The organism is Myroides sp. 1354 (assembly GCF_030324495.1).
Lineage (GTDB): Bacteria > Bacteroidota > Bacteroidia > Flavobacteriales > Flavobacteriaceae > Flavobacterium.
In genome coordinates this window covers 302606-327608 of sequence record NZ_JACAGN010000001.1, presented here as the reverse complement: position 1 = coordinate 327608, position 25003 = coordinate 302606, and the positions used below count along the sequence as shown (strand labels likewise).

Annotated in this window: 19 protein-coding genes; 12 read left to right on the top strand and 7 right to left on the bottom strand. The window is 36.3% G+C overall.

What is annotated here, in order from left to right:
* Positions 1-181: 181 nt before the first annotated feature.
* Positions 182-1753: a S41 family peptidase gene (locus HX004_RS01385; protein WP_286440535.1), complete on the bottom strand. Its 1572-nt coding sequence runs from the start codon at positions 1751-1753 to the stop codon at positions 182-184.
* Between the two features lie 10 nt (positions 1754-1763).
* The gene (locus tag HX004_RS01380) at positions 1764-2192 is read right to left on the bottom strand and encodes a deoxycytidylate deaminase (RefSeq protein ID WP_286440533.1); all 429 of its coding nucleotides are present in this window, start codon (positions 2190-2192) and stop codon (positions 1764-1766) included.
* A gap of 255 nt (positions 2193-2447) precedes the next feature.
* Between HX004_RS01380 and HX004_RS01375 the strand changes: the two genes are divergently transcribed.
* Entirely contained in the window at positions 2448-2876 is a 429-nt protein-coding gene (locus HX004_RS01375; protein WP_286440532.1) for a TerB family tellurite resistance protein, read from the top strand.
* 51 nt (positions 2877-2927) lie between these two features.
* On the opposite strand, the gene fbp is transcribed toward HX004_RS01375, so the two are convergent.
* Positions 2928-3938, bottom strand: a complete 1011-nt coding sequence (fbp, locus tag HX004_RS01370; protein ID WP_286440531.1) for a class 1 fructose-bisphosphatase — start codon at positions 3936-3938, stop codon at positions 2928-2930.
* Between the two features lie 94 nt (positions 3939-4032).
* Here fbp and HX004_RS01365 point away from each other — a divergent pair, with 94 nt between their 5' ends.
* From HX004_RS01365 to HX004_RS01345, 5 genes are all read left to right on the top strand, one after another.
* Positions 4033-4503 carry a GNAT family N-acetyltransferase gene (locus HX004_RS01365; protein WP_286440530.1) on the top strand — a complete coding sequence of 157 codons (471 nt, stop codon included), beginning with the start codon at positions 4033-4035 and terminating at the stop codon, positions 4501-4503.
* Between the two features lie 6 nt (positions 4504-4509).
* Positions 4510-5763: an aspartate kinase gene (locus HX004_RS01360; protein ID WP_286440529.1), complete on the top strand. Its 1254-nt coding sequence runs from the start codon at positions 4510-4512 to the stop codon at positions 5761-5763.
* A 172-nt stretch (positions 5764-5935) separates the two neighbouring features.
* Complete coding sequence (locus HX004_RS01355) at positions 5936-9298, top strand: DUF8818 domain-containing protein (protein WP_286440528.1); 3363 nt, start codon at positions 5936-5938, stop codon at positions 9296-9298.
* 416 nt (positions 9299-9714) lie between these two features.
* On the top strand, positions 9715-10278 hold the full coding sequence (locus HX004_RS01350; protein WP_286440527.1) for a 2'-5' RNA ligase family protein: 564 nt from the start codon (positions 9715-9717) through the stop codon (positions 10276-10278).
* A 90-nt stretch (positions 10279-10368) separates the two neighbouring features.
* Positions 10369-10719: a tRNA-binding protein gene (locus HX004_RS01345; RefSeq protein ID WP_286440526.1), complete on the top strand. Its 351-nt coding sequence runs from the start codon at positions 10369-10371 to the stop codon at positions 10717-10719.
* Between the two features lie 30 nt (positions 10720-10749).
* Here HX004_RS01345 and HX004_RS01340 read toward each other — a convergent pair whose 3' ends face one another.
* Positions 10750-11856: a DUF2891 domain-containing protein gene (locus tag HX004_RS01340; RefSeq protein ID WP_286440525.1), complete on the bottom strand. Its 1107-nt coding sequence runs from the start codon at positions 11854-11856 to the stop codon at positions 10750-10752.
* A gap of 301 nt (positions 11857-12157) precedes the next feature.
* Here HX004_RS01340 and HX004_RS01335 point away from each other — a divergent pair, with 301 nt between their 5' ends.
* The 5 genes from HX004_RS01335 to metG all read left to right on the top strand — a co-directional run bounded on the left by HX004_RS01335 (position 12158) and on the right by metG (position 16115).
* A complete protein-coding gene (locus HX004_RS01335; protein WP_286440524.1) occupies positions 12158-12610 on the top strand; it encodes a hypothetical protein in 453 nt (150 codons plus the stop codon).
* A complete protein-coding gene (locus tag HX004_RS01330; RefSeq protein ID WP_286440523.1) occupies positions 12576-13073 on the top strand; it encodes a cytochrome d ubiquinol oxidase subunit II in 498 nt (165 codons plus the stop codon). Before HX004_RS01335 ends, HX004_RS01330 begins: the two co-directional genes overlap by 35 nt.
* Before the next feature lie 21 nt (positions 13074-13094).
* Positions 13095-13343 carry a hypothetical protein gene (locus tag HX004_RS01325; protein WP_286440522.1) on the top strand — a complete coding sequence of 83 codons (249 nt, stop codon included), beginning with the start codon at positions 13095-13097 and terminating at the stop codon, positions 13341-13343.
* Positions 13344-13414: 71 nt separating this feature from the next.
* Positions 13415-13879: a hypothetical protein gene (locus HX004_RS01320; protein ID WP_286440521.1), complete on the top strand. Its 465-nt coding sequence runs from the start codon at positions 13415-13417 to the stop codon at positions 13877-13879.
* A gap of 175 nt (positions 13880-14054) precedes the next feature.
* Positions 14055-16115 carry a methionine--tRNA ligase gene (gene metG / locus HX004_RS01315; RefSeq protein ID WP_286440520.1) on the top strand — a complete coding sequence of 687 codons (2061 nt, stop codon included), beginning with the start codon at positions 14055-14057 and terminating at the stop codon, positions 16113-16115.
* 50 nt (positions 16116-16165) lie between these two features.
* Here metG and HX004_RS01310 read toward each other — a convergent pair whose 3' ends face one another.
* Together HX004_RS01310 and HX004_RS01305 are read right to left on the bottom strand one after the other, a co-directional pair.
* Entirely contained in the window at positions 16166-16621 is a 456-nt protein-coding gene (locus HX004_RS01310) for an HAD family hydrolase (protein WP_286440519.1), read from the bottom strand.
* 32 nt (positions 16622-16653) lie between these two features.
* Positions 16654-17088: a DUF8192 domain-containing protein gene (locus tag HX004_RS01305; protein WP_286440517.1), complete on the bottom strand. Its 435-nt coding sequence runs from the start codon at positions 17086-17088 to the stop codon at positions 16654-16656.
* 139 nt (positions 17089-17227) lie between these two features.
* Here HX004_RS01305 and HX004_RS01300 point away from each other — a divergent pair, with 139 nt between their 5' ends.
* Positions 17228-18619 carry a hypothetical protein gene (locus HX004_RS01300; protein WP_286440516.1) on the top strand — a complete coding sequence of 464 codons (1392 nt, stop codon included), beginning with the start codon at positions 17228-17230 and terminating at the stop codon, positions 18617-18619.
* A 99-nt stretch (positions 18620-18718) separates the two neighbouring features.
* Here the strand turns inward: HX004_RS01300 and HX004_RS01295 are convergent, their stop codons facing one another.
* Positions 18719-25000, bottom strand: a complete 6282-nt coding sequence (locus tag HX004_RS01295; RefSeq protein ID WP_286440515.1) for an FG-GAP-like repeat-containing protein — start codon at positions 24998-25000, stop codon at positions 18719-18721.
* Between the last annotated feature and the right edge of the window lie 3 nt (positions 25001-25003).

Sequence of the window (25003 nt, the reverse complement as noted above, 5' to 3'; positions counted from 1 at the left end):
ACCTCTCCTACGTCGAGGTGACATACTAAGTGGAATATTGTGTGGTAATACTATGCAGAGATACAATACCATGCAATAAACGAAAATGGGATACAAATGATACACTCACTTCTATCCCATTTATTTCAAAGGTTTATATTCGTTCTAGTACTCGATAAATCTCTTTCCTCTTTCCTCTTTCTCATCCCTCAACCACTCTCAAAACCATCGGATCTGTTCTCAACAACCATTGATAATAATCCTTTTGATCTTTCAGTTGATTCAAGTATTCTGCAATAAGAAAATGCAGGACTAGTTCTTTGTGGCGATCCAGCTTAAAGAACAATTTATTGTTCTCTAAATGACGTTTAAAAGAACTGTATTCACTTTTATCCGCTTGCAGGAATGCGATGAGTTCTTCAGTTGTCATACCTTGGTACTTCTGACGTGCTTTATCAATCTCTTGGAAGACATAATAACTCACCATTCCCGACTTCATCATCATCACGATGGCTTCTTCTCCGTGTTTTCTTGCAATAGGTACGAATACATCTGGTACAATTCCGCCACCACCATAAACGATACGACCTTTTAAGGTTTTAAACTGTAAACTATCTGCTACTTTTATACTATCTGCAGCATACAGTTCCCCATGTTCATAACGCGAACGGAAATCGTTGTTATAATCTTCTATTCCGTTTTTATAATTCTTCTGAATTGAACGTCCAGAGGGCGTATAATAGCGAGCTGTAGTCAAGCGGATGGCGGAGCCATCACCCAACATTAACTCGCGTTGCACCAATCCCTTTCCAAAAGTGCGTCTTCCAACGATTGTTCCTCTGTCGTTATCTTGAATGGCTCCCGCTATAATCTCACTCGCCGAGGCGCTATTTTCATTCACTAGCACATAGAGTGGTTTGGTTGTAAACAACTGGGTACTCTTTGCTTTGGTTACTTTTTCTTGTCCTCCACGATTAATCGTTTTGACTATCGTTTGATCGGTCTGCAATAAATCATTCAAAATTTTGCTCGATTGATCCATATATCCTCCACTATTATCGCGTAAATCAATAATAAGTCCCTGGATGCCCTCTTCAATTAATTGGAGTAAACCCGCTTGAAACTCTTCGTATGTAGTTCCAGAAAATCGATTGATTTTGATATAGCCATATTGATTGTCCAATTTTATCGCGATATCCACGCTTTTCAATGGAATAGGCTCGCGTTTGACTACGATATTTTTTCGCTGATTGGTTGTTTTACGATACACCTCAAGCGTAACGGTAGTTCCCACATCTCCTCTCAATATCGAAGATATCGTATCCGAAGATATTTCCTTGCCGTATAAGACCTGTTGATTGGCTTTGAGAATGCGATCACCTGCCAAAATACCTGCTTGAACAGAAGGCCCTCCTTCTAATGGTTTAATTACTGCCAACGAGTCTTGATATAAATAATACTGCACTCCAATACCGACAAAACTTCCTTGCATCGATTCTGTTACTTCCTTCATCAATTCTTTGCCAATGTAAACCGAATGAGGGTCTAATTGTTCCAAGATGGTAGAAACCGTGCGATCTACAATAGAATCAGTATCTACTTGATCAACATATTCCTGCTCAATAAAATCGAGTAGACGATTGAGTTTTAATTTGTTGTGATTGGTGAAAAAATTACCTTGAGAACGCTGAGAAGCAGACACTAAAAAGCCCCCTAACAAAACGCCAAGGGAAATAGAAATTGCAACGATAAAAGGCCAAAAAAACTTTTTCATAGCAACTACATTAATCGAGATCTTCAATGTGCACCACCTCTACTCCGGCTTTGTCGAGGAATTCAATTCCCGCCATATCTTTATATCCTTCTACGTACACCACGCGCTTAATTCCCGCTTGATGGATTAATTTACTACAATCGCGACAAGGAGACATGGTAATATACAAGGTTGCATCTTGACAACTTTGGGTTGAACTAGCTACTTTGAGAATAGCATTTGCTTCTGCGTGTAAAACATACCAATGGGTTTGCTCGTGTTCATCCTCACAGCAGTTATCAAACCCTGTTGGAGTTCCGTTATATCCATCGGATATAATCATTCGGTCTTTGACAATGATAGCGCCGACTTTTTTTCGCTTACAGTACGATAACTGCCCCCATTCACGCGCAATACGCAAATACGCCTTATCGTACTTAGTTACTTTAGGATTTGACATAAACCTCTATTTTATAACTCTTAATATACGACAAAAATACACATAAGTTTCACTTGACTCTCTATACTCTTTTGAAATAATGTGATAATCCTACTCGAATTCCTTTTTCTATACAAATCAAACCTATTTAATCACTTTATTTGACTGTTTTATACTCCTATTTTTTTTATGCAATACACGCATTATTTTAAAGATTTTTTGTACATTACTTCTAATTAACACCTTAAACCAATTAACAACAAAAAAGAACTCAATATGGCTTATTTAGATTTATATGACAGTGGCTTTAAAGAGCGAAACAAGGGGCATTTTGCTTCTATTGTTCGCGTTGCCTTAGCGGATGGAGATATCAGTGAAGAAGAGCTTAAATTCTTGAATGAATTAGCGGACAAGTTGGATATCTCAACAGAGGATTATGACAAAATCATGGCCAATCCAGAAAAATACCCTGTTAACCCTCCCTATTTAGAAATTAACAGAATTGAACGTTTATATGATTTGGCTCGCATGGTGTATGTTAATCATATTCTAGGTCCTAGACAAAAAGATATCTTGCGCAAATTTACTGCTGCACTAGGATTTACAGGTGATATCGACCTGATTGTGAACAAGTCTTTATCGCTCTTAGTACTAGAAGTTGATATCGATACTTTTATTGAAGAAATTCAAAAATTAAAGCATTAAAAAAAGGGGTTTTACACAGTAAAACCCCTTTTTGTTATTTTCAATATCTTTTTATTGGTGCAAAGCCATAAATTCCTCTACTTTTTCTACCATGTTTTTACTTCCACAGAAGAATGGAACACGTTGATGTAACTCCGTAGGTTCGATTTCCATAATTCGCATATAACCATCCGACGCTTTCCCTCCTGCTTGTTCCATGATGAAAGCAATAGGATTACATTCATACAACAATCTCAATTTTCCTTTCGGCGCTTTGGTGCTTGTTGGATAAATATAAATTCCTCCTTTTAAAATATTACGGTGAATATCCGAAACTAAGCTTCCGATATAACGAGCAGAATATGGACGATCTCCTTGCTCTTCTTGGCAGTATTTCAAATAATCTTTTACTCCTTGTGGAAATTGAATATAGTTACCTTCGTTAACAGAATAAATACTTCCGTCTTCTTTAATCTTCATATTCGGATGAGACAAATAGAACGTCCCAATCGCTGGATTTAATGTGAATCCATTTACGCCTGCTCCTGTTGTATAAACCAACATCGTTGACGATCCGTACACAATATAACCTGCTGCGACTTGGTTTTCTCCTTTTTGTAAGAAATCTTCTAACTGAACGGGTGTTCCCTCAGGTGTCACACGACGGTAGATAGAGAAGATGGTTCCCACTGAAACGTTCACATCAATATTTGATGATCCATCTAATGGATCAATTAAAACCACATATTTGCTATCGTTATCTCCTTTTTTACCGTGAATGGTAATAAAATCATCTTCCTCTTCCGAAGCAATTCCACATACAATTTCGCGATTAACTAAGGTATTAATGAAAATTTCATTCGCGTAAACATCTAGTTTTTGTTGTTGCTCTCCTTGCACGTTCTCCGTACCAAAAGCTCCTACAATATCAACTAATCCTGCTTGGTTTACTTGGTGGCTAACTACCTTTGCAGCAAGTCGTAAAGAGTTAATTAAACGAGAAAGCTCTCCCGATGAGAATTTAAAATCCTCTTGTTTATCAATAATAAACTCCCCTAGTGTTTGGTGTCTTTTTGTTGTCATGGAAAAATGATTCTTTAGTTGTGTATTTTGCTGTGCAAATATCGTTAATTTTGTCATTCAAACGAAGTTATTAACCATAAATCCAACAAAAGACATGAATGTTAGAACAGCTACTCCAGCTGATATGCCAGCTGTACTACAATTAATTCAAGAATTAGCTACCTTTGAAAAGGAACCCGATGCGGTTGTCCTAACGTCAGAGGATTTAATTCGAGATGGTTTTGGAGACCGTCCTCTTTTTCGCGTATTAATTGCAGAGCATCAAGATGAAATCATTGGTATGGCTCTATTTTACTATCGCTATTCTACTTGGAAGGGAAAGACCATACATTTAGAAGACCTCATCGTCACAGAACAAGCGAGGGGGACAGGAGCGGGAATGGCTTTATATAAAAAGGTAATTCAAATAGCCAAAGACGAACAAGTAAGACGCGTAGAATGGGTTGTTTTAAATTGGAATCAACCGGCTATTGACTTTTATCAAAAGTCCGGCGCTCATGTTTTGGAAGATTGGTATACGGTACAAATGGATGAACAAGGTATTCAAGCCTTTATCAATAATTAGGGAGAGATGAAAATATATAAATTTGGTGGTGCTTCGGTAAAAGATGCCGACAACGTAAAGAATGTAGGACGTGTTTTGCGCACCGTAGGCTATTCTGATAGTTTGCTGATTGCCTCTGCGATGGGCAAGACAACTAATGCCCTTGAAGTAGTGGTTCACAATTATTTTCAGAATCGATTTGACTTGGCTGAATCTGTACAAGTAGTCAAAGACTATCACCTAGCCATCTTACGCGATTTATTCACCGATGCAACGCATCCTGTTTATCAAGCTGTGAGTGCATTATTTGAATCTCTAACGTCATTTTTACTCAACAATAAATCGCCCAACTACAATTTTGTTTACGACCAAATTGTCAGTTATGGTGAACTGTTATCTACTACCATCTTACACCATTACCTTCAGTTGGAAGGAATAGAAAATACGTGGATTGACGCGCGAAATTTAATTAAAACCGATACCACCTATCGCGATGCAAATGTGCAATGGGATATCACAGAAGAAGCCATTGTACAAGCAATAGATAAAAAAGAACTGTATATCACCCAAGGGTTTATAGGTTCCGACTATAACGGTTTTTCTACAACTTTAGGAAGAGAGGGATCTGATTATTCGGCGGCCATTTTCGCTTATGCCCTAAATGCTGAAAGTGTAACCATTTGGAAGGATGTACCAGGGGTGCTTAATGCTGATCCTCGCTATTTTGAGGATACGACACTATTGGAACAAATCTCTTATCAAGAAGCAATCGAATTGGCGTTTTATGGAGCTTCCGTTATTCATCCAAAGACATTACAACCCTTACGTCAAAAGGAAATTCCTTTGTATGTGAAGTCTTTTGTGAATCCAACCTTAGCAGGAACTTCTGTTTCTAGAGGTGCTGATTTAAAACCCGCAATCCCTTGTTTCATCGTCAAGAAAAATCAGTTGTTGATTTCTCTTTCGTCTAAGGATTTCTCTTTCATAATGGAACAAAATATCAGTGATATCTTCCAATTGTTTTGCGAATACAACATCAAAGTCAACGTTATTCAAAACTCAGCCATCAGTTTTTCGGTTTGTGTAGAAGATAAATTCAATCACTTTGAAGAATTGCGTCAAAAACTAAACAATCAATACCGCGTGAGCTATAATGAAAATGTGTCGCTCTACACCATTCGTCATTTTGACGAAACCTCAGCAAATCGCGTTTTACAAGATAAAACCTTGTTGTTGAAACAAGTCAACAGAGAAACCATGCAAATGGTAACCAAAGAATAAACAAATAGCTTCAAGTGATTGAAGCTATTTTTGTTTACAACATCCCCCCTCTTCTCTCCTTTTCCTCTGATGTTAAATATTATGATAAATACACTACTTTTGACGAAATGGAGTTTATACTTAAATGAATCTACAGCGGTTTTTATTTCTTTTCCTTTTTTGGTGTTCTTGTGTGCATGCACAAGAAGGGAATGCGCTGTACAAACAACAGCTTTGGGAAGAAGCACAAACCACATTTCAACTTCCTTCCACTCCATTGAACAACAGTTATTTTGAGATTCGAGATGCACAGCAAGTCGTAGTTCCATCATCAGTTTATCGCGTTGATTTTGAAACCAATACCATTACATTACAGCAAACAACTTTTGCCTTTCCGTTAACTCTTTACTATTTAGAGCTTCCTTCTTTTCTAACGACTCCGATTAGTTATTATGATACCTCGCGTATTGTTCCTAATGAAGCAGGCAGTTTTACCTATCAACACCAAGCAAACAATCGACCTGTTTTTGTGCCGTTTGAAGGGTTGAATACTATGGGAAGTTTATCGAGAGGATTGACTATGGGAACCAATCAAAGTGCGGTTACCTCCTCTAATTTAGATTTGCAAATCACGGGAAACTTATCTGATCGAGTTAAGATTCGCGCATCCATTCAAGATAATAATTTACCCTTACAATATGGCGGTTATTCACAGAAAATCAATGAATTTGATCAAATTTTTATTGAGTTATTTTCTGATGATTGGTCAATTCGCGCTGGAGATATCTACTTAGAAAATCGAGAGAGACGCTTTTTGAACTTCAACAAAAAAGTTCAAGGGCTATCTACGCGTTTCACTTTTGGAGAAGAAGACAACCAAACTACAGTAGAAGCTGCGGCAGCACTAGCCCGAGGTCAATATACACGCAGTACATTCAACGGTCAAGAAGGCAATCAAGGACCTTATAAATTAAAAGGAAGCAATGGAGAACTGTATATCCTGATTGTTTCTGGCTCTGAAAAAGTATACGTCAATGGTTTATTGCTCAAACGAGGAGAAGAAAATGATTATGTCATCGACTACAATTCGGGTGAATTGCGTTTTACCACGCGTTATCCCATCACATCGGATATGCGAATTGCCGTGGAGTATCAATATACCGATCGCAATTATACGCGTTTTGTGGGTTATGGCAACATCCAACACCAAGCCAAGACGTGGCAATTGGGATTGAGTGTATTTACAGAAACAGATTTAAAAAATCAAAACCTCCAACAAAACCTCACAGAAGAGCAAATTGAAATCCTAAAACAGGCAGGGAATGATCCTTCCCGTATGATAGCTCCTTCTGCTTATCGAGATACCTATTCCGAAAACAAGGTATTATATACCCGAGAACAAACTCCTGAGGGGCAATTTTATTTTGTCTTTTCCACTGACCCTGAAGCAGAACTCTATCACGTTACCTTCACTGCTGTAGGAAATAACCAAGGGGATTACGTCTTAAAGAGTACGCAATCTATTGGGCGTATTTATGAATATCGCACACCAATAAACGGTATTCCTCAGGGGAATTATTCACCTGTAGTGAAACTCATTGCTCCCATACAGAATACTATTGCCACAGTAAATGCTGCTTATCATCCTTCAGAACAAACGGAGATTGATGTAGAACTAGCCTTTAGTAATCACGATGCTAATCTCTTCTCTTCTCTGGATCAAGAAGAAAACAAAGGTTGGGCAACTGCGCTAAAAGGGAAACAACGCCTATGGACACACAACCAAGCCCAATTAAATGCAATTACAGATATTCAGTTCATCCACAAAAATTTCCATGCCTTAGAGAATCTATTCTCTATTGAATTTGATCGCGATTGGAATTTACAATTGGCAGAAGGCAATCAAAGTTTGGTTAAGGGAGGATTGGAGTTTCTCATTCCGGGCAAAGCATCGGCTACATATTTATTCGAACAGCTCAATTTTGGAACGGATTACAAAGGAAATCGACAAAATTTAGCCGGAAAATGGCAAGCAGCCCCTTGGTTGATCCAAACGCAAAACAGCCTGATGCAAGCCGATGGATTAATGACTAAAACAACCTTCATCCAAAGTCACTCTCAAGCCAAATACTATTGGAGCACTAATTATGTAGGAACAAAGCTCAATTTTGAACAAAACAAAGAAACCAATCAAGAAACGCAAATATTAAACCCTTTGAGTCATCGTTATTCTTCCCTTGATTTATTTGTGGGAAGAGGAGATTCTCTAGGACAAAACATCGAATTAGGATATCAGTTCCGACTCAATGACAGTTTACAAAACAATCAACTACAGCGTTTTTCAAAAGCCCATACCTTTTACCTCAAATCTCAATTAATTAAATCGGAGACAAGGGATTTGAATATCTATGCAAACTATCGTTCTGTCCGTCATGAAGATTCGAATAAACCTACTGAAAACACAATTAACAGTGTATTGACTTATCGCGATCAGTTTTTCAAGGGCTTTATGCAAGCGCATACCCTATATGAAATCAGTGCAGGAACGATTGCTCAACAGGAATTCACCTACCTAGAGGTGGAGCCTGGCCGTGGACAATATATGTGGATTGATTACAACAACAATGGCATTCAGGAATTGGAAGAATTTGAACTCGCACCTTATCCCGATTTAGGAAAATACGTGCGTTTATACTTGCCCAGTCAGGTATTTCTACCAACGAATCAAAACAAATTGACCCAGACTTTAACCTTAAATCCAGCGGCAATCTGGCAAAATGAAACAGGATTCAAGCGAGTATTAGCCTTTTTCTATAATCAAACTTCATATAGCATTGACCGCAAAGATTTGAAAAAAGGCAATCAAATCAAACTGCATCCTTTTACCTCAGATGAAGAACAAATGGTCGGTTTACTAGAAAATTTCAGCAATTATTTGTATTACAATCGCGGAAAGAAACGCCATAGCGTCACCTATATGTATACGCAATCGAAGAGTAAAAACTTACTGTCTTTTGGTTCGACAGAAAACACGATTAACACACATCAATTGGGGTATAACCACCTCATTCGAAAAACCTGGTTAATAGATCTTTTGGGTAAAACCACCCAACAAGAAACCAAGTCACCTTCTTATGCGAGTAAGAATTATGAACTCCAGATTCAAGGTTTTGAGACAAAAATTTCCTATTTATTTTCCTCTCAAGCCCAAGTGGATCTCTTCTACAATTTTCAAGAAAAGAAAAACCAAACTGCTGATTTTGAAACCTTAGCACAGCATCGCCTTGGCGTATCATTTGCCGTCAATCAACTAAAATTATTCACGATGAATGGGGAATTCTCCTTTTTTCAAAATACCTTTACGGGAAATGCCTTTTCACCGATTGGTTATCAAATGTTAGAAGGGCTACAACCTGGAAAAAATATGACCTGGCGCTTGATGTTTCAGAAAAATCTAACGAATTACTTGGATTTGAGTTTGAACTATCAAGGCAGAAGCAATGAATCAACCGCAACCATTCACACGGGAAGCGTGCAATTGAGAGCGTTTTTTTAAGTGAGGGGGTGAGATGAGAGGGTGTGGTTTGCTTTTTCGTTTTTTCGCAAGTTGTTTTTTCGCCAGATTATCGATTAAAGAGTATATGTATTCTTAAATTTGCTTTTTTGCAAGTTGTTTTTTTGCAAGATTATCGATTAAAAAATATATGCATCCTTAAATCAAGAAATTACCCGATAACTGATAACCTTTAGATTTGCTTTTTCGCTTTTTTGCAAGTTGCTTTTTTGCAAGATTATCGATTAAAAAATATATGTATCCTTAAATCAAAAAATCACCCGATAACTGATAACCTTTAGATTTGCTTTTTTGCAAGTTGCTTTTTTGCAAGATTATCGATTAAAAAATATATGTACCCTTAAATCAGAAAATTACCCGATAACCCATAACCCATAACCCATAACCGATAACCAATTATGTATAGCGATAAATACTCCCTTTGTTTTCAGCCAGATGCTCCCCTGATTGAGCAAGTCAAAGTGATGAAGCTACAATTGGGAGAAGTCATCGGTTGGTATAACAGTAAAAATTCCCTAGCACATTTAACGATTGCTCAATTTCAAGCGAGTGAAAAGGATATTGAGCGCATGCATCAACAGATACAGCGTTGTTGTTCAGGCTTTATTCCTGTTGAGACGCATTTATCTTCTTTCGGTACTTACCCCAATGGCACTTTTTTCTTGGAAGTGGATTCCATTGCCAAACCCCAGTTAAAAGCCTATGCGCAAAAATTATTTCAGACCTTACAACTAAAGAATGCCTATAAATGCACCGATCCTCATTTGTCCATTGGACGCAAACTAGATGAAATTAAAATACAACAAGCGCATGCTTTATTTGAGCAACCCCACCTTTCCTTTTGTTGTGATTTAATTGTGCTTCGTCGACTCAATATGGAACGCAGACAATTTGATATTATCAGTTACTATCCCTTTCTATCCCAGCCTATAGAGGAAGAAATACAGCTTAGTTTATTCTAAAGGACTATCCTTTATCTTTTTCTTTTTGCCAAATGGCAAGTTCTCTTTTTTATTTTTTCCTTATTTTTGAGTTTACACAAAACTTAAATTATGGAAAACAGCAACAATAATACGCTAACGTGGGATGATTTTATGAAAGTAGAAATGCGCGTTGGTACGATTATTCAAGCCGAAGAATTCAAAGAAGTTCGCAATCCTGCTTATAAATTAGTCGTTGATTTTGGGGAAGAAATTGGTTTGAGAAAAACATCTGCTCAAATTACAAAATTGTATACACCCGAAGAATTAATCGGCAAACAAGTGATTGCGGTGGTCAACTTCCCTCCGAAGCAAATTGCCAATATCATGAGTGAATGTTTGGTTATGGGGGCTGTAGAAGGAAAAGAAGTTACCCTAATGAGTTTAGACAAACCAGTGAAAAACGGATTGAGAATAGGATAAAAAAAAGGTTTCGCATGCGAAACCTTTTTTTTATTGATGTAGTAAAGCATATAGGGCAAATGTTCCCAACCAATGGCTTCCCATATAATCATCATTCGTAATATTGCCAAAGGAAGATTCAAAATGATGTTTCCCTATCGCTTTAAGATGTGTTAATTCTGGTAATTTCTTCGCTAAATCACTCAAACAAGCCGCTCGACTGAAATTCAATCCATCGAGATGAACCAGATGTCCATCCGTGCGATCAGAGACCTTTCCTACTTCCAATTGAAAATCCGTTTGGAATATGTCAGGTAAAAAAGCCGTTAACCAGATTTTAAATGCCGTTTGATCTAGAATTTTGCTCATTAATCGAGCTTCTTCCAAACAAGGCGATAAGAAATCGTGTCCACTTGGTTCAAAAGCTAAATTACAATTGACATCTTTTGCATAGAGGCGATTAGCGGTTTCGACAATTATTTTTTCAAAGGCCGTTTTCTTCATTAAACGTGCATATTCCAACGATAAAGACAAGCCATAAGCAGTATTGTCATGTGTTCCTGTTCGAATCGGATAATTCAACTTCGGCAGATAAGTTTCATAGCGTTCTATCAATATGTTCGCTAAAGGTTCTAAAAGTGCAGCCCAACGTTGAGCATCTTTATCTTCCCATGTTGCCAATGCACCGTGTAATTGAAATAACCAAGCCCATCCATACGTGCGCTCAAATGTTTTATTGTTAGAATCATTAAAAAAGGCTACTTCCACTTGTACATTTTCCGCCGTAATCAACGCATTCAATCGTTGGCGAATCTGATGGGTTTCATTGAGTTCAGGAAAGCGTTTCATCAATTCAATAATCGACCAATATCCATGTACAACTGAATGCCAATCAAAGCAACCATAAAAAATGGGACGCAATTGTTGAGGTGTTTTTAAATCGGCATCCGATCCCAACACTTGTCCTAATTTATTTGGATATTCTTGTTCAATACAATGCAAAGGCAAGGCGATAATCTTCTCCGCTTCCTTGATCGTCAAGGACAAAGGTGTAACCTCCTCTACCTGAGTCACGCTTTGCCCCTCTCCTTTTTTCTCCTTGGGTGTACATCCCAATAACAATAATCCGGTTAAGGCAACTAGGCTAATTTTTCTCATGAATTTACTTTTATGCCCTAATGTAGGAATTATTTAAAAATAAAGACTTTAAAAAATTGAATTTCCCAATCCTATAGCGTTGGACTTACACTATTAACAAACTGATATTCTATTTCTTACAAAAAACAAATGGGAATAAAATTAATACATGGTAGCCTCTTACTTTTTTGTACATTTGAAATAAAAAATGCAAAAATTCATCGTATCATTTGTAGGCTTATTTTTAGTGGCTCTCACCCTAAGTTCTTGTGATAATAAATCGCTAAATTCCTCTAAAGCCCTTAGTGCAATCGAATCGTACATGGAAACGCAACCCATATACGAGAGCACAACCTTCACGGTTGGAGAAACAAAATTGAGAAAGAAAAAAGACGCAGAACTCATTGAGCGCTATCAACAACTAGCAGATGAGGGATATTTAAATCTCGCTGATTTCACAGCAAAAAAACGCTTTCTATCTAAAGACAGTATCTGGCAAGGGACTATTAAGCTAACAGAGAAATCTCACCCTTATGTATTAGAACAAAAAGGCAATAAAATAAGAATTAAAACCATTGAATACTTGGTAGACAAAGATAATGGCTTTCAATTGGATGCTAAAGGCAAAAAGTCAGCCACGGCAACAGTCATGTTAAAGAAAAATCCAACGCCTTTTCATTTTTTAAAAGAGGATAAATCCCCTCATACGGAATTTATTACTAAAAAGTTTAAAATGAAATATGCCGAAGAAACAGGTTGGAGAATTACAAATTAAAAACATGGGGAAAACTATTTTCATTTTAGTCTTAATACAAGGTCTCATGGCCGTATTAATGGCGTTTATGATTTCCAAAATGTCTTTTATGGGACGTATGGGAATTACGTTTTTATACCGAGAATACCTCGTTTTAAAATCCCCTTGGAAAACAGCTGCCCTTATTTTTGTAGTTCAGCTTTTTCTCATTGTGATTTTGGCCTTTTTCAAGTATTTCACACCCGCTAAGATTGCCAATGCTATGGCTATTTTTACTATTCTTGTTGGACTTGGAGCAGCTTATTTCACCTACTTGGATTTTACAACCACCTCACACAAATATATGAAGAGCAATTTTCATATTGGAGTTTATCTTTTTTGGGTTTCTTGGATATTTTCAGCAATTTTCTTTCTATTTTTAAAGAAAAAGAAAGTGGCTTTGACTAATTTAGAACCCACAATAACGAATTCAGTGACAGAATAACTTTTAAATTCAAAAAATCCCATGAAATCACTCCCTATACTTCTCTTGTTGGTCTTCGGTTTCAGTTTAACCAATTGCACCGATAAGAGCAAAGACAATCCGGAACCACAGCGCATCAAATTAGAGCAACCTACTTCAAAAACAGAGGGGCAACCCGTTCAAATTCCCATGCATGGAACCAAAGAGAACAGTTCTTCAGGGATAACCTCTTTCAAGTTAAAAGAGGAAATGAAAGAGGCTGCAACGGAAAAAAACAGCATTCAAGAATAAGGTTTAACATCCTACTATTTTTTAGTTGATAAAAAAATGTTAAGTTTACTTAACAAACCAATAGGCTAATCATGAAAAACTATTTATTTGCGTTATCAACGCTATTACTTTTGGGCTTAACTGCTTGTAAAGATACTGGAAAAGAGCCATCGAACGTAACGATTGATGGAGCTACAACAGAACAAGCTGCTGCGCCAGTTGACGGACAAGCAACACCTGTTCAGAGTACACCAACAAACGAAAACACTGCTGTGGCAGGTAATATCAACCCTGCACATGGACAACCAGGACACCGTTGTGATATTCCTGTAGGAGCACCATTAGACACACCTCCAGGGGGTGGTAATGCAATGCAAGTAACTCCACAACCTGCAGCTGCTAATCAAGGACAACCATTCTTAGTTAATGATGACGCTAAAAACCGCATCATGCAAGAACAAGGACAACCTGCAACAGCAAATAGTGGTAAAATCAACCCACCACACGGGCAACCAGGACACCGTTGTGATATTCAAGTAGGACAACCTCTACCATAACGTAGTTATTTTATTATTTAATATCCGTATAAAAAGGCGAAATCGAATTGATTTCGCCTTTTTTATGACCTAATTTGTTCTAAAAGAGGGCAAAAACACAGTAAAATAATCCATTCAACTTCCAGCAATATTGCTTATTTTTGCATTCTTATTAATTTCATATAGAATATAGTTTATGATACAAGATCCGAAGAGATATACGCTAACTGCGGCATTGCCTTATACCAATGGGCCAATCCATATTGGACACCTAGCAGGTGTTTATGTTCCAGCTGATATTTATGCTCGATTCTTGCGAATGCAAGGCAAAGATGTTGCCTTCATCTGTGGAAGCGACGAACACGGGGTGGCTATTTCTATGAAAGCGAAAAAAGAAGGTATTACCCCTCAACAGGTAATCGATAAATACAATGGCATTATCAAACAATCTTTTGAAGATTTTGGTATTTCTTTTGACAATTATTCTCGTACTTCTTCCTCTATTCACCATCAAACAGCTTCTGAATTTTTCAAGAAATTGTATAATGAAGGGAAATTTATTGAAGAAGTAACGGAGCAATTATACGATGAGCAAGCCCAACAATTCTTGGCGGACCGTTTTGTAACGGGAACCTGTCCGAAATGTGCGAATGAAGAAGCCTATGGAGACCAATGTGAAAAATGTGGTACCTCTTTAAATGCAACGGACTTAATCAATCCTAAATCAACCCTCACAGGAAGCAAGCCGATTTTAAAATCAACGAAACACTGGTTTTTACCCCTCGATCAATACGACGGATTTTTGCGTGAATGGATTCTAGAAGGGCACAAAAACGATTGGAAACCCAACGTATATGGACAAGTAAAATCATGGTTAGATGACGGTTTAAAACCACGTGCGGTAACGCGTGATTTGGATTGGGGTATTCCTGTTCCAGTGGAAGGAGCAGACGGAAAAGTATTATATGTGTGGTTTGATGCACCTATTGGCTATATTTCCTCTACGAAAGAATGGGCACAACGCGTAGGGAAAGACTGGGAACCTTATTGGAAATCAGACGACACAAAATTGGTTCACTTCATCGGAAAAGACAATATTGTGTTCCACTGTGTGATTTTCCCTGCTATGTTAAAAGCAGAAGGAAGTTATATCCTACCTGATAATGTACCTGCTAATGAGTTCTTGAACTTAGAAGGAAACAAATTATCTACGTCTAAAAACTGGGCAGTTTGGTTGCACGAGTACTTGGAGGATTTTCCAGGAAAACAAGATGTATTGCGTTATGCCTTAACAGCAAATGCACCAGAAACAAAAGACAATGACTTTACATGGAAGGATTTCCAAGCGAGAAATAACAACGAATTAGTGGCTATTTTTGGAAACTTCATCAACCGTGTTGTCGTTTTAACGAATAAATATTACAACGGAGTAATTCCGCAACCCCATGCATTTTCTGATGTAGATATTGCTACGTTACAAGAATTAAGAGCGTATCCAGCAGTAATTGAGAGTTCAATCGATCGTTACCGCTTCAGAGAAGCTTTAGGTGAAGTGATGAATGTAGCGCGTTTAGGAAATAAATACTTAGCAGATGAGGAGCCTTGGAAGCTAATTAAAGAAGATGCGGATCGCGTACAAACACAAATGTATGTGGCTTTGCAAATTGCTGCAGCCTTAAGTACATTAGCAGAGCCTTTCTTGCCGTTTACAGCGACAAAATTAAAAGCAATCTTGCGCTTAGAAACGCCAATCGCTTGGTCTGCTGTTGAAGTAGATCAACCGTTAATCAAAGCAGGACACCAAATTGGCGAGGCTGAGTTATTATTTGCTAAGATTGAAGATGAAGAGATTCAAAAACAATTGGATCGCTTAGAAGCGTCTAAACAAGCAAATAAAGCAGCGAATGCAGTAGTTGAACCTCAAAAAGAAACCGCTACTTATGACGATTTCGCTAAATTGGATTTACGTGTAGGAACGATTATCGAAGCGGAAAAAATGCCAAAAGCAAACAAGCTTTTAGTGTTAAAAGTAGATACGGGATTAGATGTAAGAACGATTGTATCGGGAATTGCAGAACACTTCAAACCTGAAGAAATCATTGGACAACGCGTAACGGTTCTAGCTAACTTAGCACCAAGAGCGCTACGCGGAGTAGAAAGTCAAGGGATGATCTTAATGACAGAAGACGCCAACGGTAAATTGGTTTTCGTCAACCCAGATGAAGAGGGTGTAAAAAACGGAGCAACGATTAATTAATCGAATCGCTATAGAAACAAAAGGGTGTCCAGTGGACACCCTTTTGTTGTTTATTCTTGTTCTATTCTTTGTATTTCTTGTTTGATATAATACGCCCAATCTTCCTGCTTTGGGTCAACAATAACAGTCTTAAAATTATACTTTTCGCCCTCTATTCCCACACCTTTGGAATCATCAATATGTACATCAAAATCAAAACCTCTAGGGTATTTTGAAGCATAAACCTTAAGTGCCTTTAATCGAACGCTATTCTCTTTTTGATTGACAATGCGGTTGACCTGTATTCCATAACAACGCAACGTCCATCGAATGCGACGCTGTGTTCGATAGGAGGTAGTATAGATGTGAATTTCATGTCCTTGTCGTTGCAAATCCTGAATCAAAGTTCTCGTTCCTTTGCGAATAGGTTCAAAACCAAACAATTTTGCCACCCAATTTCTTTTCTCGGTTTCAAACTCTTTTCCATTGGGAATTAACGTACTATCTAAATCGAAGCTGATATTCATTTACAGTTAGTTTATTCCAACAAAATTATTTTTTACGAGGATTTTAAAATTGAAATAATCTTTTTGGGCTTAAGCATTCGTTTAGACCAAAAAACAATGGCTCCATCATAGCCTCCTGTTTGTTCATTTTGATTTTCATCAAATACATACAGCCTACATGAAACGGAGCGATTGAGTTCAAAATACCTAGATCTCACATCTTGAAAAAAACGAGCTTTATCTGTTTTTGACACTGAACAAATAAATGCTATTTTTTTACCTTTCAAATCCAAAGACTGTCCTTCTTGCTTAAAATAATCCGCTAAGAAAAGACCTTCCTCTTCGCTTAAAATAGGCAAACCATCTTGTCCCAAAGTATCCAATTTTTCACACCAATGTTCGGGTATATCTTTCCAATCTACACGGAATTGCTGAGCAAGACAGCTATAACCAACCAATGCAAAAAATAAAATTAAATAATTTTTCATCTAACACTATATTAAAATGATAACTCAAATATAAAAAGAAATACCAAACAATAGCAGTATTTCTAGGCGGTAAACCCTTGCTCTTCCTCCCAATTATACCTAGATAAAACCTATATTTGCGTAAAATTGAATTCATCTTATGAAATTTATTTCAACCCTATTCCTACTTTGTTTTGTAGGTGCTATACAAGCTCAAGTGAAAGAGGTAAAAATACCAACGAATTTGGATAATATTACCCAAGCCTATCACTATAACACCAAACAAAAGAATTTCTTTTTCTTGAAATCTTATAAGAAACTACAAGGGGTTCAAATGTCAGATAGCCTGACGGTAAAACAATCCTTGTTTACACTTATCCCCGATTACCCTAATAGCACCATTGTAGCCTTTACAGTGGCTGAAGAGAATAAAGCCACGATGTACATCGTGACAGACAAAAACATTCAATCAAAAACTTTTGATTTTGAACAAAAGACAACAACAACAGCCACTCCTTTTACCTGGGATCCGAAAGAAGAGGATTCATTTTTACATTTTTCGCATGGGGACAAGTTTTATGCGCTTCATTCTAGAATCAGAAATAGTCAAATCCGTTTCTTGCAATTGGATGCAGACTTAAAAACACAAAAAGATACCATGATAAACTTTACAGGGCATAATTTTTATTTAGGTCCTCACAGTCAGGTATCTCTTAATCACGCTTTACAAGATTCAGTGCCGATGACCTATATAGAAATGAATCAACCCACGGATTTACTAAAAGCGGCAGCACAAAGAAAGTACTATATTCACAAGGATGTTCTTTATATCACCTTGGATACATCAAACCAAAGTACAGAAGTTTTGAGCATTGACTTAACGACACAAGAATCTACCTACGCTAGTTATCCACAACCCTTTAACAAACCACATTTAAACCATCCTGGTTCTAATTCTATGCTTTTCAGTAATAGGCTTGTACAAGCCTATTTTGACAAACAATTCATCACAATTGTACTGCGAGATCAACAGGGGGAACCGATAAAAACGTACCAAATGACAAAGGATCATGCTGATTTTATAACAGGTGAAATGGTAGCGATTAGCAATGTCAGAGGTTTATATAAAGACAAGTATGCTCCAATAGAGAAACGAAGTGATTTTTTACTCCGAGCTAAAAATGCAAGTTTATATGGAGTCATTGCCTATCCTATTGGAGACCATATTGTTCTAAAATTTGGATCGGGAAATCGAACAAAACCATTCGCTCGTAACTTTTTCTTTGATGCTTTTATCAATGGATCCAGAACAAATATGTTTAACCCCTATTTTAAATCAGTTGTTTCCCTTGCATCTACAGCCTTAGATCAGCAATTAAATCCTGATTTTTCTTTTACAATACCCACCGAAGATAAACTGAGAACATTAAGAACAAAACGAGGATTTCGAATAACGAGTAACAAGTATAAGCTTGTACTGAAAATTAACGATCAACACTACTACGGTAAACAAGAATCGAGAAGCAAAACATTTGATTTAGTACCGTTTTAAACTAAAACCCCGCTTGCATGAAATTGATGCAAGCGGGGTTTTGTTTTAAATGTGGTTGATATAAACATCTATTTAAAATAGATGATTTTATTTATACAACTATTCTAATGGATAAGCATTGTGTCTATCTGTTTCTAAATGAAAATTTTTCTCTTTCCAATCTAAATTATAATATTTTTTAAGATATTTTGCTGCAAAATTATTAGCGCGTATTTCTGTCCAAGTTTCTCTATCTCCTTTCATACTTGGAATCCCAATACTAACTAAATAGGACAACCCATGTTTACTACTATCAAAAGTATGTCCATATTCGTGCAGTAACAATGGGTTCGTTAGGATATACTCATTAAATGGCCCTTGTACTTTATCAGTTATATTAACACTAATAAAATTTCCTAATGAAATTCCCCAATTTTTATTTGCATACTCTTTAATTGCAAATGTAGCACCTCCAAAATATTCCACGCGATCAACCTCATAATTCATATTTTTAAGTTGTAAATATGCATGTCCTGCTGTCGTCTGAGGTAATTCAAACGTAAAACGACTAATCCCTTGCCATGTTTGCTTAAAAAAACTTCGATTGCTATCGAGATAATAACTCCCTTCTCCAATTCGTATCGCATTTTTAAAACTGCTCCAATCTCCTGTTCCTAATCCAGTAAAAGCTCCAACAATAACTCCTACTCCTGCGAAACCTCCTTCCATCATCATTACATTGGGGCCTGCTATTGTTCCAGCAATATATCCCGATCCAAAAGCTTTTACTCCATCCCATAAATTCTTAATTTCACCATTTTTTGACTGTCTTATCAGATTTCTCAACCCAAATACTAATCCAAAAATCTCGCCACTTTCATCTACATAGGTTAACGGATTATTCAGTACATACCCATAACGATTAAAGTTTTGTGTATTTGAAAGGTCTTGAATAAAGTTGTCTGGTGCTAAGAAACGTCTTAGCATAGGGTCATACAAACGTCCATTCATCTGTATTAAAGCCACCTTTTCTAAGTGTTCATGTCCAGTATAACCTCTATCCATAAACGTTAATTGACTTAAATCATTATTTTGTCCATCTTTAACAAAAACTAAATTACCCCAAGCATCGAAATGTCTTTTTTCTACAATCGTTCCTACATTATTTGTAATTGCCAAGATACTACCCAAATAATCACGGTGTAAATAGTAGTATTCAGGTGTATTTTCTCCCTTCGCTATGACCGTAGCTGAATAAGCATCCCCATCTAAGTAAAAAACAAAATCCACCTTATTTGTTGTCTTATTGTAATTCACTTCAATATTCCCATCAGTTGAGTAATAACGTTTGAGAGAACTTTGTTCTTTACTGGTTGCTAAATTGCCATAATGCATCACACTACGCTTATTATCTGGATTATAATCAAAATAAATATTTTCTTTCTCTGATTCTTTAATCCAAACCGGTTTCTTAAATGCATTATACGCGATTTGCTGTTCTGGGCGCAATTGATAATGCGGTTGTGCAATTGTATTTAGCTCTATCGACTCCAATTGATAAGATGTCTCACTTGGATAGCCGTAAGTTCCAATATTATTGCTTTCAATACGTCCCTTACCATCATACTCTTGCGTTTCTTGTACCCCTACTTTATTGGTAAATGAAGTTAATCGATCTAAATTATCATAGGTAAAAATTTCTCCTCGATTAAATAACCCATTCGTTCTACTTAATAGATTACTAGTCGCCGCATTAAATTGATTTGCCAATGTAAACAGTTCTGCTGTTCCTTTCTTTACTTTATTGGTTTGTAAATACCCATACGAATCATAAACATTTGTTACTTCTAACCCATTCCCTAAGTTTGATTTAGTCAATTGTCCATACGCATTAACTTGCACTTTGGAGGTTAATACCTGATTGGTCAAAGCGTCAACAGTCTGCCAATGATAGCCATTTTTGTACTGGTGTTTAATCTTTTTCTCAACAGTTTTACCATGTGTTTGTACACCAAAAGTTTCTTCTAATGCCCTTCCAAAGTCATCAAAAGCTACTGCTTTAGAAAATCGAGCAAGGGGAGTAATTTCTGTTGTCTTAATCAGACGATGATAAGTATCATACTCATAATTGTACGTATAGTTTGTTCCACTTACATCAGCAACAAAAGAAGTCAATTGTTTACTTTCATTATCGTACGTATAATTTATGTCAGTATTTGTATGATCACCCGTAATTTTTTTGTGCATTAACTTTCCAAAGTTATCCAAAGTAAATACTGTAGTTCCTTTCGGAGATACTTCTTTTATTGACTCTCCATACGCATTATAAGCATAGGTATAAACTCCTGCAGCAGGATCCATTAATTTTATTTTTCTTCCCCATCCATCTTGTTCTTGAGACACAACAACCCCTTCATAATTTGCAGATTTCAAATTACCATTGGAGAAATAAGTGTATTTAATCTCTCCTCCTTCGTCTTTTTGAGTAATGGTCTGACCCAGCGAATTTACTTTTGTTTCTTTTGTCATGACACCATCATTCTCCTTAATAGTAGCTAAAGTATACGTTTTAGTAATCTCCTTTCCTTTACTTGTCTTTACCTTAATCACACGACCTTTTTTATCATATACCGTTTCATTCCATAAAGAGGGTGTATTTCCAAAATATCCTTCACTTTCTTTTACAACACGATTATAAGCATCGTATTCGTAGGAACGACTCACTGTTTGCCCTTGCAAGTCTTTAGTTGCAGTCTGTATTTTATTTCCTTTTGCATTGAAAGTATTTCGATTCCAACTTCCTTCGTCATTCGTTGTGATCACCTCAAATCCTCGATCTGTTTTTACATATTGTGTTTGCGTAACTTTCCCTAGATAATCTGTAACACTCAAAGGCTCTCCCCAATTATTATAAGTATATTTAGTTATGTGTCCAAAAGCATTCTTTTTCTCCCTTAAAAGTCCTCTAGTTCCATTATAACTATAGGTTGTTTTTAATCCTTCAACATCCGTTCCCTCAGTTAAAAAACGCCCATAATACCCATATTTATAGGTTTGTTTTCGCTCTGGTAAATTACCCGCCTTGAGGCTCTTTTCCACAATATTTCCATATTGATCGTACGTATTCTTTTCTGTTCGCGTTTCAGTTGTATTATTACCTTTTTTAAGCACTTCTACTACTCGTCCTTTTTCATCGTACGTATAACTATCTTCTGTAGTAAAACTACTTTCTCCTGCTGCTGTTTCTATCTTCTTTGACTTCAGCAATCGACTCATAAAATAGCTCGGATTTGTAGCTCCATAGGCGTATGTATTTTCAATTATTTCCGTTTTATTTAAAGTAAAACTAGGTTGCCCAACCATTACTAATCCATACATTTCTTTATATTGGATCTGCTGTTTAATCACATCATTATATTGATTATATGTGTTAATGGTTTCTTTTTCAAAGTAATTCCTACCTAACATAGCAGAAAACCCACCATAATTTTTCTCTGTTAGTTTAGTGAGTCTAGGTTTGAATACCTTATTAGACAAAAATTCTGTTTGATATTCATAATTAACTGTACTTTCAAAAGATTGTAATCGAGCAATAGGGCTCGATGGAGGAATAAAAGAATCCCACTGATTACCAGCAGCAACAGTTTCTTTTTTCAACAAACCTCTATTGATGACATCAAACTCTTTGATATTTTTAAACATATTTTCGGGTTTATCATACCAATTTGTACTTACTAAACCTTTAAATCCTAGAAAACCAATCCCTTGTAAGTTAAAAATAGGAGAGGCATAAGAAAACGACTTAAACAAACTATGCACTCCATCAGTCACCTTAATTTTCGAAACTACAGATATATTAGATAAAAAATTAGGTTCGTATAAAGGATAAGTCTCCTTTCTAGTTTCATATTTTTGGAAATGACTAAAGTCTAGATTCTCTTGTGGAATACCATATTGTCCATATGCTATAGAAGTCGTTTGCCCATCCATTTTAATTTCTTTCAACAAACTATCTTTGTTATTGTCATGTGAAAACTGAAACTCTATAGTTCCTCCACTAATAAAAAATCCAAGTCGATAATTATTTTTAACAAATGCAAATTTCTTATCTGGCGTTAAATTATAAGGAATAGGGAAAAATGTTTCATTTCCAGTTGTAGAGAACCAATCATAAGTAGAATGAGGAGCCCAATAAGAATTAGTTTGTGAAGGAGAAAGTTGAAACTCTCCAGCTCCTAAATTTCTTAAGACACTTATTCCTACAATTGTCCCACCATAACCTGAGTTTGCAGTTTTACTTACTTTAACATTACTTGATACTTGAATAATATCTGTTTTGCCATCGTTATTTACGTCATCACAAATAATTGTTTTAAAGTTACGAAGATCACTACTTAATGGAGTTGATGTATGATCAGACGAGCTGCCTTTTGGATCGTAATAAAGGGAACTTATTTGTTTTTTAACCAAACTACTTCCCGTGCTAAAGAAAATATCTGTCGAAGAAGGGCTTACTATCAATAAGTCTAATTTACCATCTCCATTAAAATCCCCAACATGAGCTTGACTATCTTTATTAATTGTCCCTTCCGTATGCGTATAAATTAATTCTATTCTATTTTGATTTAAATTTAAGCTATACAACAATATTTTCTCAGGTTTAACCACAACCACATCAGCTCTTCCATCTCCTGTAAAATCATGAGCAAATGTTGCAATAGCATCCTTATTATCAACATATCCCAAATTAATCATAGGTGATGTATCATTTCTATCCATATTCAAAAAATAAGCATCTTGTTCTGAATAAATCGTATAACTTCTTACTTTTTGATCATAATAATCACAAATATCTACATAACCTTCCTTATATTTTTCAATACCCAAGATATCCATTTTACCATTTCCTCTAAAATCCGCAGCAAAATAATCCTTATCTGCTTCTTGAAAATCACCACCACAAATAAAAGGCACATCGCTTTCAATATGAGTATCTAATCCTGGAAATGTAAATATTTTAGAATAATCTTCTACAATAACATTATTCACAATTTTATTCACTGTGAATACTCTACTCCCTAAAATAGTAACCCAACTATCATAAGGCTGCATTTCATTATTCTGATTGATATTTGCAAATCTCAAAAGTGTATCAAATTCTCCTGATTGACTTACTTGCTTATAGATTCCTGTCTTTTGATCGGCATAAGAAGTATTAAAAACCCAATATTCCGCTTTCTTCTTATTATACAAGATATAATCTAAGTCCCCATCTCCATCAAAATCTCCTGTAAGAATTGCATGCGTTTTTAATGTGGCATCTCCTGATAAATTGCTATTTGTAACTAACTGATTTCTAGTTGTGTGAAAAATTTGTTCAACAGTATTATTATATTTAAATTCTAAAGGAGTCAGAGTTTTAGCATCTATTCCATTGTACTCTTTAATCTTGGCCAACTGTTCATATCCTAAAGCATTCGTTTTGTAATCTAATGCATAAGACCTGAATACTTTCCCTCCACTTCTACTTTCAACTTTACTCAAATATTGCTCATTAGAGAACTTTTGTCCGCCAATATAAAACTCCTCTTTGCTACTAGATTTTGGGTTATAATAAAATTTCACTTCATTCTCATACAATTGAAAAAAAGGGAGTTGATTATTTAAAGATTGAGTTCTTGGTAACGAAATTCCAGGGTCAACAACAAGAGCGTCTAATGTTGAAACATATTTTATAGAAGAAATAAAAAGTATTCCTCCATTTTCCTCATATGTATAAGCTAAATTAACGCCTGAAGAATTACTCCAACGGTCAATAGCGAAAGCTAATTTCGAACGCGAATTATTAGAATTTCCGTATGTTGCACTACTTCCATCTGGGTATTGTACTTTAAAGTACTTTGGTCCATAATTCGCTCCATAAGGAGAAACTCCGTGAGAGGTAATTTTGATGTTCGAATAATTTTCTGTTTGATACTCTGCACCATCCCCACCATAGGTTCCTGATTTCAAAAGTAATCGTTGACCATCTAATGCAAATCGATCCGAAGAGGAGAAATCAACAGCACTAACTTTTCCATCGTGAAACACAGTAGAAGGCACTCTAGTTATAGTAGAAATACCCGAAATTGACCATCCTAATCCAACATTACCATTTGTTGACTTACTATTGTAAACTAAACTGACCTTAGGCTCTACTCCATTAACTCCTTTTGGCACTTGAATAGGAACAGAGTAAATTGCTGCTCCTACTAAGTTAACCTCAAGGTTTCCTTCTGTTTTTCCGATAGGCGTTTCATTGGAAGGAATTGGGTCTTGATCTCCTGGCCAAACCACAATTTGCCCATAAGACACGATGGTAGTCCATAAACTACACAGTAATAAAAAGTTTTTATATCTCATCGT